Origin of the sequence: Nostoc sp. 2RC (genome assembly GCF_014222165.1) — a bacterium.
In the GTDB taxonomy this organism is placed as follows: Bacteria; Cyanobacteriota; Cyanobacteriia; order Cyanobacteriales; family Nostocaceae; genus Nostoc; species Nostoc linckia.
In genome coordinates this window covers 1-15,284 of record NZ_JACKZU010000060.1, presented here as the reverse complement: position 1 = coordinate 15,284, position 15,284 = coordinate 1, and the positions used below count along the sequence as shown (strand labels likewise).

Here is a 15,284-nt window from a genome sequence, read left to right as displayed (position 1 = left end):
GATTGATATCTGGCAAGTATGCGATAAATTTTTACTGGTCTTAGTTTAACACGAACACACAATTTTTAAGTAAATAACTAGTTATTTCAAGGTAATGAATAATAGCTGCTGTTGATAACTACTGATGTGAGTTATACCAGGTTAATATTACTCCTGAAAAAACAATGGCAGCTAATCCCAAAAAAACTGCCTGTAAACCTACAAAAGTTTCTGCTACACCAGCTAATGCCAAAGGTAAAGATAGAGCAATGTTAATTACATTGTTCTGTAAACCAAAAACTTTACCACGCATTTCTGGAGGTGTTTCTGTCTGAATTGCAGTTTGCATGGGAATACCCACTAGGGCACCAAAGATACCTAACAAGGTAATCAGTAACAAAACTATCCATAAATGTGTTGTAAACACAGAAATACCAATCAACGATGCTGCCATACCAAAACAACCGCACAGGCTAAGTTGTGTATAGGAAAAGCGTTGACCAAACTGACCGAGAATTGTTGCTCCAGCGGCAATACCAACACCACCTGCTGCAAGTAAAAAGCCGAATTGGGAGGCTTTCATGTTGGGGATTATTTCTGCCAACCGAACAGCTAAAACAGTTAAAGCTGCGAAGACAGAAAATAGGATAATTAGCTGGAGTAAGGCATTACGGATGCGATGATTTGCTTGCAGGTAGGATAGGCCATCTCGCAAGTCAGAGAATACATGAGGGAATTCAGTTTCGGGTGCGTGAGGTTTTTCGTTAGTTTTCAGCAGGAACAAAATGATTCCAGCGATCGCATAACTGCCACCTACCAGAATTTCTTTTCCCAAACCATTACTACCACTAAACTGCAACCAAAGTCCATCGGCGATCGCTAACAAAGGTTCCCCCACCGCAAACCCAACAATTACTGATGCCATCATCGTTGTTGTATAAAGCGAATTCGCAGACAGTAAATGCTGTTCTTCTACCACTAAAGGAATTGCTGCTTGTTCTGCTGGTGCAAAAAACTGGGTCAGCGTAGAAACCAAAAAAGTCACACCCAGAATAATTAAAAAACCCACTGGTAAAACTCCTATGGGTTTCCAATCATGAGTCAACCACAACAGAAAGGGAATCGACAAAACCAGGATACCGCGCCAAACATTTGTTGCCACCAGCACAGCCTTTTTCGACCAGCGGTCTACAAACACGCCAGCCACAGAACCAAACAAGACCGCTGGAATAGTAAAAGCCATCATTAAGGCTGACACCCATCCACTAATACTCTGATTACCAGCTTGAAACTCAGTATTAATCAAGGCAATCATCAGCACCAAATAAACTTTGTCTGCTAGTTGGCAGAAAACTTGACCGCCCCAAAGTGCCAGGAAATTAAAGTTTTTTAATACTGGGACAAATCCGTGCTGTTTTACATTTTCTGAAGCAGCTGCATCTATTTTTGAGGGTTCTGTTTCTGGAATAGTGGTTAACGGCAAATTTTTACTATTGTGTCGATCTAACCCATTACCGCTATCATTATTTTTATCAGCCTGACCATTAGTTAATTGGTCTTGGTTTGATGCTGATGATTGACTTGGAACATTAATTTTTGATGTTTCCTCTGTCCAACTTTGATGGCTATGAGAAAAGTCTTTTGGGGACATTTCTTGCCCGTTGATTTGATTAAGTTTAGACTTAGAAACAGCACTCAGGCGATCGGTTACGGTATGGTCTGATGCCCTATTATGTGTTTTAATCAGGTTCGGTGATAAAGGTAGGATTTTTGTATCCAAATCAGACGATTGCATCATGGTTGGCAGCAAAATAAGAGTCGATCAAGTTAGCAGAGCGAATAGGGCGACCTAATTGATACTGAGTATACTGGCGTAAAATCTGCTCAACAGATAACCAGTTTCTATCGCTAGCACCATCAATGTGCAAGATCTCCGGTTGTGATAGATGTTGAAGCAGAGCTATTTCCATTGCACCAGGACGACTAGAAATCATAGGTATTTCTTGCCGATGGACAACAACTGTTTGGGCGTTGGATATGGTTGATGGGGTATGGGGCATTGGATATTGCTTATTATTCTCCCTCATTTCCCTTTCCCGTTCTGTTCGCAAACTTTCCCAAGTTTCTAAACAAACCGTTCCACCCGCAGGAGTGCTAAATCCCACCTGCCAGTTGGGGTCTGTAAAGTCTGGAGTTAAGGGTCGCCCAGACAAACAACAAATTTGGACTTGTGGCGTTAGTCCTGCTAAAGCTAAAAGGTGAAACACCCCATGAGCTAAATGAGCTAAAACACCAGATGTATTTCCACTAGGCAACACCTCCAATCGATGGAGATGTTCGTTGAATAATTCATAAAGCTCTTCTTGGGGTTGTTCGCTCAAAGCTTGACACAATACTATTTCTGCTAAATACTGACTAGCAGCTAATTTTCCCAAATCTTTCGCTAGACCTGGATAGGTTTTTAACGTCTGTGCTTGAGTGATTTTATCAAGCGATCGCCCTTTGGCAATTAATAGTTCATTAACAACGAACATACCGCTCCTACCGCCCAAGCTAGAGTTGTGCTTGCGTGCCCCTGGAGCTACTGCTCGAACTAGACCGAATTCTGGTGTCAAAATTGTCACTATTTTATCCGATTCTCCAAGGGCCTGGGTTTTAAGATTAATTCCGGTTGCTTTGTAGGTTCTACTCATTAATCATTAGTCATTGGTCATCAGTCATTGGTTATTAGTAAATAAATATCAGACGAAAAACAAATGACAGAGGAAAAAGATAAAGGACAAATGACTATTTACCCTTTTCCAGGTTATCGCGCTGGCGGATCAAATCGATACCGCGAGATGTCCCCAATCGAGTAGCACCCGCTACGATTAAGTCTAGAGCTTGATTGATAGTACGGATACCACCTGAAGCTTTAATTCCTACCCTTTCTTTTGCCAATTCCTTCAAAAATCCCACGTCTTGGACTGTTGCACCACCATTCCAACCAGTATTGGTTTTTAAGAAACTTGCTCCCGCATCCATAGAAATTTCAGCGGCTATTTTTTTCTCCGCATCTGTCAAAAGGTTAGTTTCCAAAATTACCTTCACAGTTTTTCCAGTCTCCTCGCAAATTTCGGCAATTTCTCGATGCACTTGTTCTGTTTTGCCAGCTTTCAACCAGCCCAAGTTAATTACTACATCCAACTCAGTAGCCCCACTTTCCACCGCTTCTTGAGCCTCATACAATTTGACTGCTGAAGTCGTCGCACCAGTGGGAAAACCAATCACTGTACAGACTTTCGGGTTCTTACCGTGGAGGAGTTCAACTGCTTGCTTGACATATGCAGGGTACAGGCAAACGGTGGCAAAATTGAATCTGTATGCTTCTTCACACCATTGCTCAACTTGCTCTGGAGTAGCCGTTGGCGTTAACAGGGCGTGTTCAATAAATGGCGCAATATCAATGTCCGGATAGTCTGCTGCCATCGTGTCTTCTTGCCAGTGATTGATTATTAAAGTTTATAAAAAATAAAAACATTTTTTATATATATATTAAACCACATTTATTACGAGTTTATCCTGAAAATAAGCTGCTGACTGAATCTGTGATGTCAGTTGTGCAGATGTCTCATAATTACTGTAAGTATTTAAGTTGACATTAAGTGCCAGTAAGGTGAGAAATATCAACTGTATTTGTCACATTACTTACTAAGAAATTAATTATAGTTTGAGCTAATGCTTTCGATGCCAAATATGGTACACCGTTACCAATAGTTTTAAACATATTTGTCAGTGACATATTCTCTGGAAACACAAAATTTGCGGGCAAAGATTGGATGGCTAAAGCTTCTGCTACAGAAATTCTTCTAACTTTGTAAGGATGTAAGTGTACTTCATTATTACCGTAGCAAGCTGTTGGAGAATAGCGCCATCTGTGAAGACGCTTGAAAGATTTCTTAGAATCATCTCCTTCATCAACAACAGCAAATTTGGCGATACCTGCTCTTGGTTGAAAGTAATGTTCAGCATTAGGATGCTTGATAACATTATTTTTCTGAAACCAGTATTCCACTGTTAATTCCTGAGGAATATTATCAGGACAAGGCATCAGAGAATTTTCTTGGAATAAGTTGCATTTAGGCCAAGGGTAAGCAAAGATATTTTTTTGGTCGTCTAACATGTAATTTTTCCAAGGGAAAAAATCTTGATTTACTAATTCTTGTGTCCTAAATTGCCTTCCCATATCCAGGAGAAAATTATTTTTGAATCCAACCAAAATAATTCTTTCCCTATTTTGGGGTACACCATATTCAAGAGAATTAATTAAGCGCTCTGTTAATATATATCCTGCTTGCTGTAATCGTTGCTTCAAAGATTCAAAAAATAAACGATGTTTTTTTGTTTTCCATAAACCTTTAACATTCTCAAATAAAAAGAAATCTGGAAGATTTTGACAAATTAATTCGATATAACAAGCTGAAAGCTTGCCATTATCTCCCAAGTATCCTCTGTTTTTTCCCCCAATGGAAAAATCAGGACAGGGAGGGCCGCCAATAAAGCCAACAATATCGTTGAACTTGCGGCAGTCTTTGACTAACTTGCAAATGCCTTCCCCTTGTGAATCTTGCGTAAATTTACTTACGTCTCCTGCTTCGCCATGATGATAACCGTATTCTGGCAACCCTAGATTGAGAACCTGCCGTGAATAGCGATACGCTGCCATGAATGGTGAAAAAATTTCATTCACATAAACAATGTTAAAACCACTGATTTCAAAACCTAAATCCAGGAAGCCTGAACCAGCAAAAAAAGAAAAAATACAAGGGCGATCGCTCATTCAATCACTATTATTATGAAATATTGATATTAATATTTTAAATTTTAGGGTTTTTACTTACGTACCAGCTAAAATTAAACACTAAAATTTTCTACTAAATAGTAAAAATTATTCAAATATCATCTCAGAGCGAAATATAAAAGTTTACCCAATCTTTAAGGAAAATCCCTCACATCAAAACACTCTGAAGCCACAATTAAATATGGAAGTTTGCAAGCTTCCAAAGATATTTAAGACAAGTTTTGTCACTAAATAAAAAGCCGGGGTACTTCAGACTAAATTTCTATGCGAATTTTAATTTACTCATACAACTATCATCCAGAACCAATTGGGATTGCCCCACTAATGACTGAATTAGCAGAGGGACTAGTAAAGCGGGGACACCAAGTACGCGTAGTTACCGCCATGCCTAACTATCCTGAACGGCAAATTTATGAGGAATATCGAGGCAAATGGTATCTCACAGAATTCAAAAATGGTGTTGAAATTCAACGTAGTTATGTTTGGATTCGTCCACAACCGAATTTGCTAGATCGAGTCTTGCTAGATGCTAGTTTTGCTGTCAGTAGTTTTATACCCGCCCTCATAGGTTGGCGTCCAGATGTTATTGTCTCAACTTCACCATCTCTACCAAGTTGTGTGCCAGTTGCTCTTTTAGGATGGTTACGTGCTTGCCCTGTAGTTTTAAATCTACAAGATATATTACCAGAGGCAGCTGTTCACGTGGGTTTGCTTAAAAATAAATTGCTCATCCAGTTGTTTACTTTATTAGAAAAATTTGCCTACCACAGTGCCACTAAAATTAGCGTCATCGCCGATGGATTTGTGGAAAATTTGCGTTCTAAAGGCGTACAAGCTGAGAAAATTGTGCAAATTCCTAACTGGGTTGATGTGAATTTTATCCGTCCCTTGCCTCAAGAAAATAACGCTTTCCGTACAGCACATAACCTCAATGATCAATTCGTAGTACTTTATTCAGGTAATATTGCCCTCACCCAAGGCCTAGAAAGCGTTGTCAAAGCTGCTTCCATATTGCGCCACATTCCAGATATTACCTTTGTCATTGTTGGGGAAGCAAAAGGTTTACAGCGACTGCAACAGGAATGTTTAGACTGTGGTGCAGACAATGTTTTACTACTGCCATTTCAACCCCGCAAAAATTTGCCAGAAATGTTGGCAGCTGCGGATGTTGGTTTAGTGGTGCAAAAGAAAAATGTTATATCCTTCAATATGCCGTCAAAAATTCAGGTGCTACTAGCTAGCGGACGGGCTTTAGTTGCCTCTGTCCCTGATAATGGCACCGCAGCTAGGGCTATTCGGCAAAGTGGTGGTGGAGTCGTCGTTCCTCCAGAAGATCCCCAAGCTTTAGCTATGGCAATTTTTGACTTGTATCAAAACCCCGAAAAAGTGAAAACTCTGGGTTATAAAAGTCGCCAATATGCCGTGGAGCAGTATGCTTTTGAGCAAGCTTTAAATCAGTATGAGTCTTTATGTTACTCATTAATTGCAAATCGTAGAACAATTCACTCGACAATAGTTACCAAACAAGAAGTGTAATCTACGACAGTGGAGTTACGTTGTATACAACAGAATTCAGAAGTAAAACAGCCTTTGCACATCTTTTGATGTTGACTGTTGACAGTTAACTGTCAACAGTCAACGAACTTAACAGGCAATAAATTATACAAAAAATTATAAAAAGATTTCTGACCACTCCTTAATCGCTTTTTCCAGCCAGCCTCCATAGACACCTGTTTTTTTGTTAGTATTCAAAAAAACCCATTGACACATTTTCAGATCGATTGTTTGTTACTTGTTAAGTAAATGTAAACAATTGTTTCAAAAGGAAAAAGCACCTGAGGTTTAATGACTGATTACTTCCAAGGAAATTTCCCATTACAATCTGTCCCACTAACAAAGAGTGTGCTGAAAAACCCCACCCAAATAGAAGAAGCGAGCGCAAAATTGGCTGCGATAATTGCTGAGGCCGCATCAGATCGCAAAGCTGGTGATATTTTATTGCTCAGAGTAGCAGACGTATCTTATCTAGCAGATTACTTTGTGATGATGACTGGTTATTCTAGGGTACAGGTAAGGGCCATAGCTCAAGCAATTGAAGAAAAAGTCGAAACACAGTTGCAGCGACGCCCCTTAAGGACAGAAGGAAAAGCCGAGGGGAGTTGGGTACTACAAGACTACGGTGAAGCGATCGTTCACATCATGATGCCCAAGGAACGGGAATTTTATAATTTAGAAGCGTTCTGGAGTCATGCAGAACGTATTTCCTTTCCAGAATCTGATGAGGGTGGGGTAAGGCAAAATGATTAGGTCTTCAGTTTCAAACTGCCCAGTTCCCGCAGACCAACAACCGCTTAATGAGTACGAACAGTTAAAAACTTCCTGGCTGTTTCGTGATAGCACTTTAGATTGGCGGGACTATATCACGAAAATAATCTGGATTTGGGGTTTATCTTGGTTAGTTGCTGGCCCTGTAGCAGCAGCAAGTTTTCCTCCACAAAAATACATAGCCCATTTTATTCTCTGTGGTGCAGGAGGGGCAAGCATTGGGGTACTGCTGGCGGTGGTAAGGTTGTATTTAGGCTGGTTTTACGTGTGCGATCGCCTCTGCTCTGCCACAGTATTCTATGAAGAGTCGGGCTGGTACGACGGTCAAACCTGGACAAAACCACAAGAAATCCTCAATCGCGATCGCTTAATCGTGGCATACGAAATTAAACCTATCCTACGGCGGTTGCAATTTACCTTTGCTGGCTTGGCGGGAATGTTCGTTATTGGTACTATAGTTTGGCATTTGTTGTAAACCGTGATTGGGCATTGGCCATTGGGCATGGGGCATAGGGTATTGACCAATGACTAAGCGCAAAGTCTGAGCGGAGGTTTCCGACCATCAGAACTTTGTAAGAATGACTAATGACCAATGACTAATAATAAAAAAGTGATAAAAATAAACCCATGACAATGGGAAAACGAACTCAAGCCACAGCACTGGAAGTCCGGTTGCTGCGTGAAGGTATCATTGAATCCAAGCACATAGTCCAGGCCGTTGTATGCGACGAACGCGGACGGGTTTTAACCGTGGCCGGAAATTCTGAAACTGCTGCATTTATTCGTTCAGCACTCAAACCATTTCAGGCACTCGCAGTCACCACTACAGGTACGCTGGAACGCTATGACCTTAGCGATCGCGATTTAGCGATTATCACCAGTTCCCATAAAGGAACAATAGAACAAGTTAGACAGGTATTTAACATCCTTTGGCGAGCCGATCTTGACCCCACTGTACTCCAGTGTCCTATTCCAGAAGGTAAACGCAGTCCTCTGGAATACAATTGCTCTGGGAAACATGCGGGGATGCTAGCTGTTTGTCAGCAACGCCATTGGCCTCTAAATAACTACTTGGAACGCAAGCACCCAATACAGCAGTTAATTTTGGGTAAAGTAGCAGAATTGCTACGAATGCCCGCAGAGGAATTTATCAGCGCCCATGATGACTGTGGTGCGCCTACTTATTTGATGCAACTCGGTCAAATGGCCTCTTTATACGCCCTATTAGCCTCTAGTAGCAACTTGGATATGGAGCGCATTGTCCGGGCTATGACTCATCACCCAGCTATGGTAGCAGGGGATGGAGAATTCGATACGGAACTGATGCGTTTGACTCCAGGGGAACTGGTGAGCAAATCTGGTGCTGAAGGAGTGCAGTGCATTGGTAGACTCGGTGAAGGCATGGGATTAGCAATTAAAGTTATGGATGGGGCAAAACGCGCAAAACACGCCGTTGCCATTCACTTACTCCAACAAATGGGTTGGATTAGTCCCAGCGCCGCCGAAAGTCTTAGTGAAAAGTTTGTCACCTTAGGAAAATACAAGCGTTTAGAAGTAATTGGAGAATTATCGTTTTTGTAGTTGCCAAACTCTTGACTTTAAGTTAGACTAGAAAAGTCAAGAGCGACGCGGGATAGAGCAGCCTGGTAGCTCGTCGGGCTCAACTGGCAAAGTTAACTAGACGCTTATTAGTTAGGTTTGCTTTGGGCGGCACATAAAGAAACTTATGTGTGTTTATCTGTCAAAGTCGGGGAAGCCAATAGCGCGGTAATCCCGAACCAAGCTCCGGAAACGGAGAAGGTGTAGAGACTGGAAGGCAGACACCCTAACGATAACGCCGAGGGTGAAGGGACAGTCCAGACCACAAACCAGTTTATCTGGGCAACGAAAGTTGTAGTTGGTAAGCATAACCCGAAGGTCAGTGGTTCAAATCCACTTCCCGCCACCAAATTGAAGATAAAATAAAACCCTGTTTTCTAAAAAGATTACAGGGTTTTGTTTTATCCTAATTGTCAGCTACTTCATCTTCATCTGACTAATGGATACAAAGCTTAGAGGAGATATAGCAGAACAAGCTGCTGTTCTTCATGCTCTAAAGCGTGGTTGGGGAGTTTTAAAACCTTTTGGTGATAGATTGCCTTACGATCTGGCATTTGATGTAGAGGGAACTCCCATAAAAATCCAAGTCAAATACGCGTGGTTAGATGGGCCTTCTGGCAATTACGTTGTAGATAATCGCTGCACCAAAACAAATCGGCGGCTGATGGTTCGAGAACAATATCAACTATCAGACTTTGATTTTGCCCTGGTGTATATAGAAAAACTTGACCTATTCTATATTTTTCCTGTAGATGTGTTCATAAGTTATGGAAGTGAAGTACACCTTGTTGAGGCTGAAAAACGACAGCGTAAGCCTCGTTCCATACAATATCGCGAGGCTTGGGAATTAATCTCGCAAGCATCTGTAAGTAAAGAAAGTTGTGTTCCATCGCCTGTTGAACTCAAAGAAGCAGGATTTTAATTTATTCTGGAAGAAATAGCCATCCAAAAAGCGCGGAGAGTCATGGTTGTGAAGTTGCAGCGACCAATTTTAGTGGGAGGATTGGGACTGTCCTTTTCTCTGTGGATGTTACAAAGTTGGCATCATTCAATAATGCAGGTGGGTGAGTTTGGTTTATTGAGTGCCTTAGCTGTTGGTGGTGGTTTGTGGTTATTCCAACAAAATCGCCCAAAACATGGTTTAGAACAGCTAGATAGTATGCTTGTAGATCGGGCGACTGTGGAAAGCGCCATCGTCAAAGCTGAAGCTGTGATTAACCAACTGGCACAAGAAGCAGAAAACCATAGGGCATTAGAGACGCTGAGAGAACAAGTTGCCCAATTGTGGTGGGAATTAGACAGGCAAGAAATTAAAGTTGCTGTGACTGGTGGTAAATCTGTCGGGAAAAGCACTTTAATTCAAGTCTTAGCAAAAAATCTACAGACAGAAAATCTTTCTCTACAACAGACAGCACCTTTGTTTAGAGAAGCAGGTGAAAATTCAGATGCAGCCGTTTTAGCACAAGTGACAAAATCTGATTTTGTGCTGTTCTTGACAAACGGTGATTTGACAGATACAGAATTTCAAACTTTACAGCAGCTAAAAGCAGCAAATCAGCCTGCAATGCTGGTTTTCAACAAACAAGACCAGTATTTAGCCGATGAACGTAGTAGCATCTTATTGTCATTGCAACAGCGGATGCAGGGAAATGTAGTTGCAACTGCGGCCTCTCCCATCCCCGTGAAAGTCCGAAAGCATGAGGCTGATGGTTCTGTGCAAGAGTGGATGGAACAACCAGCACCAGATATCCAGCAATTAACCCAGCAGTTCGGTGAAATTTTGGCACAGCAAAAACAACGACTGGTTTGGCTAACTACCATCAGAAAAGCCGGGTTATTGAAAGCTGAGGCGAAAAATTCCCTCAATGGAATTAGATGCGATCGCGCCACCCCAATCATTGAACAATATCAATGGATAGCTGCGGCTGCTGCCTTTGCTAACCCAGTACCAGCCCTTGATATTCTGGCCACTGCGGCCATTAATGCTCAGATGGTAATGGATTTGGGTAAGATTTATCAGCAGAAATTTTCCCTAGAACAGGCGCAAACTGTAGCTGGAACAATGGGAAGCCTGATGCTAAAACTCGGTTTAATTGAACTTTCTACCAAGGCTATTGGTACTGTTCTCAAAAGTAATGCTGTTACCTTTGTTGCTGGCGGCTTGGTGCAGGGGGTAAGTGCAGCTTATCTCACTAGAGTTGCAGGATTGAGTTTAGTTGAATATTTGCAACAGCAAGAAATAGCGGTGGATTCTGGTACTAATTTGAACTTGGAGAAATTGCGAGAAACTTTGCAAAAAGTGTTTGGACAAAATCAACAAATAAGCTTTTTGCAGGGATTTGTGAAGCAAGGGGTGAAGCGTTTGTTGCCAGAAGTGCAGCAAGTTGAAACAGTTGGTGTTCAGAACGTGGTGGGATAATCTCAGGCAGAGGATGAGTTAATTTGAGATTTTGGATTTCTGAAACTCTTATTTGTCTGCGTCCTTTGCGGTTTGGTTTATCTGTGAGTCCTGACACTAATTTTTTTACGAACCACAGAGGCGCTGAGGGCACAGAGAGAAGAGAGAAAGAGAAGGAAAAGATGCTTAACTGAACTGTGTTGAATCTAAAATCTCACATAAGTAAACTTAAAAATTTACCCAAGCTCAACAAAATGAGCTTGGGTGTATTTAATAATTATCGCGATCGCGAGTTAGCAAAAAATTGTAAATAAGGGTAGTTAGCTAAACAGCACCACTGTTTCTATTAAACAGAATCGCTATAGTTTTGAAAATTAGCTTTAAATCGTACACCAAACTCCAATTTTTTTGATACTGCAAATCTAGGCGAATTACATCTTCAAAACTACGGACTGTAGACCGTCCATTTACTTGCCATTCGCCAGTCATGCCGGGTTTGACATCTAAACGTTGCCACTCTGGTACTTCGTAGCGTTCTACTTCGTCCGGCGTGGGTGGTCTGGTACCGACTAAACTCATTTCTCCTTTCAAGACGTTCCAAAATTGAGGTAGTTCATCAAGACTAGTCCGTCGTAAAAAACGTCCCACCTTGGTAATTCTGGGGTCATTTTCGTTCTTGAAAAATGCACCTTGCACTTGGTTTTTAACTTGAGATTTTTTTGCTTCCGCGTCTACACACATAGAGCGGAATTTCCAAATTTTAAATTGTTTTCCCATCCAACCGCAGCGGGTTTGACTAAAGAAAATGGGGCCTGGATCGTTAATTTGAATAGCGATCGCAATGGGAATAAACAAAACTCCTGTAATTAATAACCCAACAATTGACCCTACAATATCTAAGAACCGCTTCATCCAAGATGTCACAGAAGCATGAGTCTTAGGTAACTGCTCTACTTGACGAGAAGTTGTCTTGCGATGATCTATTAAGTCTTGTTGTTTTATTGGCGACTCATTTTCTACAGGCTCTAGGGGAAAAACTTGATCCAATCCTGTAAGCTTTAAAACAGCCATCACCTGAGGCGTTACATTCCGCAAGCTGAATGCAATACCTTGAGCTTGGGCATATTTAAAATTACTGACCAAGGCACCTAAACCACTACTATCCATAAAAGTAGTTTGGCGAAAGTCAATGATAATTTGCTTGAAATATGAATTGGATTGGATTAAGCCTTGGCAGGTTTGCTTAAATCCTAAAGCCTCCAGCACGCTCAACCGTGTGGGAACCTGTACTATAACCGTGTCGTTTAGGGAATGGACTGGAAAATCGACCTCTGTCGGTTGGCTAGTCATGAAGCTGTGCACTTTCGTTGCCATGTATGATGTAATCTGCCAAACATTATTTTGTCCTTGGAGAATTACTTAACCGTAATCAGGACTAATTACTATTTGCTCTTTCTCACATTGGGAATCGCCAACGACGATTCACAATAGAACAAGAAGCTAAAAAATATTCTTGTTGTTGTACTGACGCAATGCGATCGCGTTGCTTGGATGAAATGATTGCTCAAAATACGGTTACACCTACCGCACGCCTGGTTGAGGTCTTCTCTGCCATTCAAGGGGAAGGACTGAATGTAGGGACACGTCAGATTTTTATTCGCTTTGCTTTGTGTGATTTGCGCTGTCACTTTTGTGATAGTGCCCACACTTGGAATGCACCTGTTAGTTGCCGGATAGAGCGATCGCCTGGATTGCGCGACTTTGAAATTTACTCTAATCCTGTCCCATTACCCATATTAATCGAATGGGTGGAAAGGCAAAATCTACCTTCCTTACACGATAGCATTAGCTTAACTGGGGGCGAACCACTTCTTCATGCTCCATTTTTAACTCAGTTTCTACCCAAAGTGCGAGACATAACTGGCCTACCTATATATTTAGAAACAGGCGGACACCGTCCAGAACAACTAGCCATGATTCTCCCCTACTTAGACTCTGTAGGAATGGATTTTAAATTGCCCAGTGTGAGCGGCGAAAGTCATTGGCAAGAACATGCTAAATTTCTCCAATTATGTCACGACTCATATTTAAATGTTTTTGTCAAGATAATTGTGTCTCAAAACACAGATGCCGCAGAATTGCGACGTTCAGCTTTGCTGGTGGCAGATGTGAGTCCAGATATACCAGTATTTTTACAACCTGTTACGCCTTTACCGGAATCCGAACAATTTTCTGCAATACCTGTACTTGCCCCTACGCCCGATGGGGTTTTGATGTGGCAAGCTTTGATGAAACAGTATCTTAAGCAAGTGCGGGTAATACCCCAGACACATAAAATGCTCAATCAAATGTAAAAGTTGTTGCCAAATTCAACTATTACTCAAGATTTCGTAAAAGTAAAAATAAATTTATATGAAATTTTGTTGGCTAAATAAATATATTAATTTTTATTAAGCTTTTGATTAAACAATAAAGCTGTTAGCTATCAAAAATCACCTTGCTTGAAGCCAAAAGATTTTGATTTTTAGGGGTGGGTATCGCCCACCCAACCTACTTTATGGTTGTTACAGTGCGCTTTCATCTATGGTTCTGGACTTGGCTTTTGCCTTATTGGCACTGCGTTTGAGGGCAGAGAGCCTTGCTTCGTATTTAGAGCGTTGACGCTTGCTAGGAGTGTTATCAATCAGGGTTTTCAAGGCGCTACCAAGACTTTTGTAGGCGTTGGGGAGGGTATAACCAAAACGAGTTGCCAAGGCGATGGCTTTTTCATCAGCATTGAGCAGTTCTTTTAGTTGCTTTTCCCCATTGTTCTTTTGATACAATCGCCAGCCTGACACGCCACACAGCGCTAAAGCTAACACCAAAAGCAATCCATCTTGTACCCACAATTCACCGACAGCGCCACCTAAACCGATGGCTAGTGCTGCCATTTCCCAGCCATCTTTGGGAATTGTGTCGTTTTGAACGCGAGCAACTTCATGCCAGAACAGCAGATTACGCTGATCCATTGCGAGGGCATCCCATTTCACCAAGTCAATTTGAATTTCTACTTGGTCTTTACCAATTTCTTCGCAGCGGATCAGGGGTGGATTGACCTCAGTGGTGCCTTCTACCGTGACCCAGCTCTGCAATTCTGGCGGTAGTAAGCCTTTCAACCGCCGGAGTTCACTCATTTCCGCTTTAGCAGAGGAGGTTGCATAGGATGTCATAATATCCAGCCCCAGAAAATTTCAGTAAGTATATAGTGAGGGTATCACTTTGGAGTATAGCTATTTCAGTTACGATCCGTCTCACTCGTTAGGAAAACTTCCTCGTTTTTTTCGTGCTTCCATTGCCTTCTCCAATAAATCTAGCAATCCTGGAGCTTCTTCTTGGATACTGAGTAATAGTCTTTCTCCAAGTTCTATATTTCCCGGATCGAGGCCTGTTGCCATGACTTCTTTGAGGCGAGGAATTGCGATACCATCTACAATCTGAATTAATCCACTCAGACAACGGTGAAATTGTTTTTCTGTGAGAATTGAATCTTCCAAAGGAAACTCAATAATGGCACGGATTTCACCATCGGATGGGTCATATTCCCATTGCAGCATTTTGGTTTCCCAGGAAATGGCAAGCATTGTCTGTAGAATAGCTCCTTTGTGAGGATGGTCTTGAATTCCTGCCAGAACTTGAGGGGCAAACACTCGGAAAAATTTTCCCTCTTCATCCAACTGAACAACTATTAGAAAATCTTCTAAGTTATCAGCTTCTACACCTGTTATAATCCGGTCTTCTTCGTCATCAAAACGGTAGTCCCAACCAAGGTTATCTAAGTACTTGGCAATTTGTTTGAGGTTAGCTCCCATAAAAGCCTCATCAGGAATGCTGGAGCAGCTGTTACCAGACCTAGTTTAACCTGCGAGTGGTAGTGGTTTGAGTTAGGGTAGCTACTTATGGTAAATAAGGCATGGAGCATGGGGGAGCCACTGCGGTCTTGGGGTCTCCCCAAGTGGAGCAAGTGGCGTCATTGAGCATGGGGTGTTGGAGATGAGAAAAATAGATTTTAATGCTGGTGTATGAACATTATTTTCTGAAGAGCTTTTGTTGATTATTTAAAGATGGGATAATTGTTTATTGCTAACTTTTAGTCAATAAAAAATA

General features: G+C 41.6%; 14 protein-coding genes. 7 read left to right on the top strand and 7 right to left on the bottom strand.

The genetic code is table 11. The features are described 5' to 3' along the window. Window positions 1-118: 118 nt before the first annotated feature. From GNE10_RS09745 to GNE10_RS09730, 4 genes are all read right to left on the bottom strand, one after another. Window positions 119-1,777: an MFS transporter gene (locus GNE10_RS09745; protein ID WP_185564995.1), complete on the bottom strand. Its 1,659-nt coding sequence runs from the start codon at window positions 1,775-1,777 to the stop codon at window positions 119-121. Further along, complete coding sequence (gene recO / locus GNE10_RS09740; RefSeq protein ID WP_185564993.1) at window positions 1,761-2,672, bottom strand: DNA repair protein RecO; 912 nt, start codon at window positions 2,670-2,672, stop codon at window positions 1,761-1,763. The genes GNE10_RS09745 and recO overlap by 17 nt, the downstream gene beginning before the upstream one ends. A 94-nt stretch (window positions 2,673-2,766) precedes the next feature. Then, window positions 2,767-3,447, bottom strand: a complete 681-nt coding sequence (gene deoC, locus GNE10_RS09735; RefSeq protein ID WP_099070815.1) for a deoxyribose-phosphate aldolase — start codon at window positions 3,445-3,447, stop codon at window positions 2,767-2,769. Window positions 3,448-3,619: 172 nt separating this feature from the next. Next, window positions 3,620-4,798, bottom strand: coding sequence for a DNA cytosine methyltransferase (locus GNE10_RS09730; protein WP_185564991.1), 1,179 nt, complete (start codon window positions 4,796-4,798; stop codon window positions 3,620-3,622). Between the two features lie 285 nt (window positions 4,799-5,083). On the opposite strand from GNE10_RS09730, the gene GNE10_RS09725 reads away from it, so the two are divergent. From GNE10_RS09725 to GNE10_RS09700, 6 genes are all read left to right on the top strand, one after another. Next, on the top strand, window positions 5,084-6,355 hold the full coding sequence (locus GNE10_RS09725; RefSeq protein ID WP_185564989.1) for a WcaI family glycosyltransferase: 1,272 nt from the start codon (window positions 5,084-5,086) through the stop codon (window positions 6,353-6,355). A gap of 309 nt (window positions 6,356-6,664) precedes the next feature. Beyond that, on the top strand, window positions 6,665-7,126 hold the full coding sequence (rsfS, locus tag GNE10_RS09720; protein ID WP_185564987.1) for a ribosome silencing factor: 462 nt from the start codon (window positions 6,665-6,667) through the stop codon (window positions 7,124-7,126). Further along, window positions 7,119-7,619 (top strand): CGLD27 family protein, encoded by a 501-nt coding sequence (locus GNE10_RS09715; protein WP_185564986.1) that lies wholly within the window; start codon window positions 7,119-7,121, stop codon window positions 7,617-7,619. The genes rsfS and GNE10_RS09715 overlap by 8 nt, the downstream gene beginning before the upstream one ends. A gap of 152 nt (window positions 7,620-7,771) precedes the next feature. After that, window positions 7,772-8,725, top strand: a complete 954-nt coding sequence (locus GNE10_RS09710) for an asparaginase (RefSeq protein WP_185564983.1) — start codon at window positions 7,772-7,774, stop codon at window positions 8,723-8,725. 457 nt (window positions 8,726-9,182) lie between these two features. Further along, a complete protein-coding gene (locus tag GNE10_RS09705) occupies window positions 9,183-9,665 on the top strand; it encodes a group I intron-associated PD-(D/E)XK endonuclease (RefSeq protein ID WP_185564981.1) in 483 nt (160 codons plus the stop codon). Between the two features lie 42 nt (window positions 9,666-9,707). Next, window positions 9,708-11,162, top strand: a complete 1,455-nt coding sequence (locus tag GNE10_RS09700) for a YcjF family protein (RefSeq protein ID WP_185564979.1) — start codon at window positions 9,708-9,710, stop codon at window positions 11,160-11,162. Between the two features lie 303 nt (window positions 11,163-11,465). Here the strand turns inward: GNE10_RS09700 and GNE10_RS09695 are convergent, their stop codons facing one another. Further along, window positions 11,466-12,515 (bottom strand): anti-sigma factor antagonist, encoded by a 1,050-nt coding sequence (locus GNE10_RS09695; RefSeq protein ID WP_185564978.1) that lies wholly within the window; start codon window positions 12,513-12,515, stop codon window positions 11,466-11,468. Between the two features lie 182 nt (window positions 12,516-12,697). On the opposite strand from GNE10_RS09695, the gene GNE10_RS09690 reads away from it, so the two are divergent. Continuing rightward, window positions 12,698-13,495 carry a 7-carboxy-7-deazaguanine synthase QueE gene (locus tag GNE10_RS09690; protein ID WP_185565012.1) on the top strand — a complete coding sequence of 266 codons (798 nt, stop codon included), beginning with the start codon at window positions 12,698-12,700 and terminating at the stop codon, window positions 13,493-13,495. A 210-nt stretch (window positions 13,496-13,705) separates the two neighbouring features. On the opposite strand, the gene GNE10_RS09685 is transcribed toward GNE10_RS09690, so the two are convergent. After that, window positions 13,706-14,350, bottom strand: coding sequence for a DUF3318 domain-containing protein (locus GNE10_RS09685; RefSeq protein WP_185564976.1), 645 nt, complete (start codon window positions 14,348-14,350; stop codon window positions 13,706-13,708). An 81-nt stretch (window positions 14,351-14,431) separates the two neighbouring features. Beyond that, window positions 14,432-14,989, bottom strand: coding sequence for a hypothetical protein (locus GNE10_RS09680; protein WP_099070206.1), 558 nt, complete (start codon window positions 14,987-14,989; stop codon window positions 14,432-14,434). Window positions 14,990-15,284: the final 295 nt, after the last annotated feature.

Bases quoted from the DNA above. Each gene is read 5' to 3' on its own strand.
- GNE10_RS09725 (WP_185564989.1), top strand. From the start codon at position 5,084: ATGCGAATTTTAATTTACTCATACAACTATCATCCAGAACCAATTGGG.
- GNE10_RS09690 (WP_185565012.1), top strand. From the start codon at position 12,698: ATGATTGCTCAAAATACGGTTACACCTACCGCACGCCTGGTTGAGGTC.
- GNE10_RS09705 (WP_185564981.1), top strand. From the start codon at position 9,183: ATGGATACAAAGCTTAGAGGAGATATAGCAGAACAAGCTGCTGTTCTT.
- GNE10_RS09695 (WP_185564978.1), bottom strand. From the start codon at position 12,515: ATGGCAACGAAAGTGCACAGCTTCATGACTAGCCAACCGACAGAGGTC.
- GNE10_RS09685 (WP_185564976.1), bottom strand. From the start codon at position 14,350: ATGACATCCTATGCAACCTCCTCTGCTAAAGCGGAAATGAGTGAACTC.
- recO (WP_185564993.1), bottom strand. From the start codon at position 2,672: ATGAGTAGAACCTACAAAGCAACCGGAATTAATCTTAAAACCCAGGCC.
- deoC (WP_099070815.1), bottom strand. From the start codon at position 3,447: ATGGCAGCAGACTATCCGGACATTGATATTGCGCCATTTATTGAACAC.
- GNE10_RS09680 (WP_099070206.1), bottom strand. From the start codon at position 14,989: ATGGGAGCTAACCTCAAACAAATTGCCAAGTACTTAGATAACCTTGGT.
- rsfS (WP_185564987.1), top strand. From the start codon at position 6,665: ATGACTGATTACTTCCAAGGAAATTTCCCATTACAATCTGTCCCACTA.
- GNE10_RS09730 (WP_185564991.1), bottom strand. From the start codon at position 4,798: ATGAGCGATCGCCCTTGTATTTTTTCTTTTTTTGCTGGTTCAGGCTTC.
- GNE10_RS09710 (WP_185564983.1), top strand. From the start codon at position 7,772: ATGACAATGGGAAAACGAACTCAAGCCACAGCACTGGAAGTCCGGTTG.
- GNE10_RS09745 (WP_185564995.1), bottom strand. From the start codon at position 1,777: ATGATGCAATCGTCTGATTTGGATACAAAAATCCTACCTTTATCACCG.
- GNE10_RS09700 (WP_185564979.1), top strand. From the start codon at position 9,708: ATGGTTGTGAAGTTGCAGCGACCAATTTTAGTGGGAGGATTGGGACTG.
- GNE10_RS09715 (WP_185564986.1), top strand. From the start codon at position 7,119: ATGATTAGGTCTTCAGTTTCAAACTGCCCAGTTCCCGCAGACCAACAA.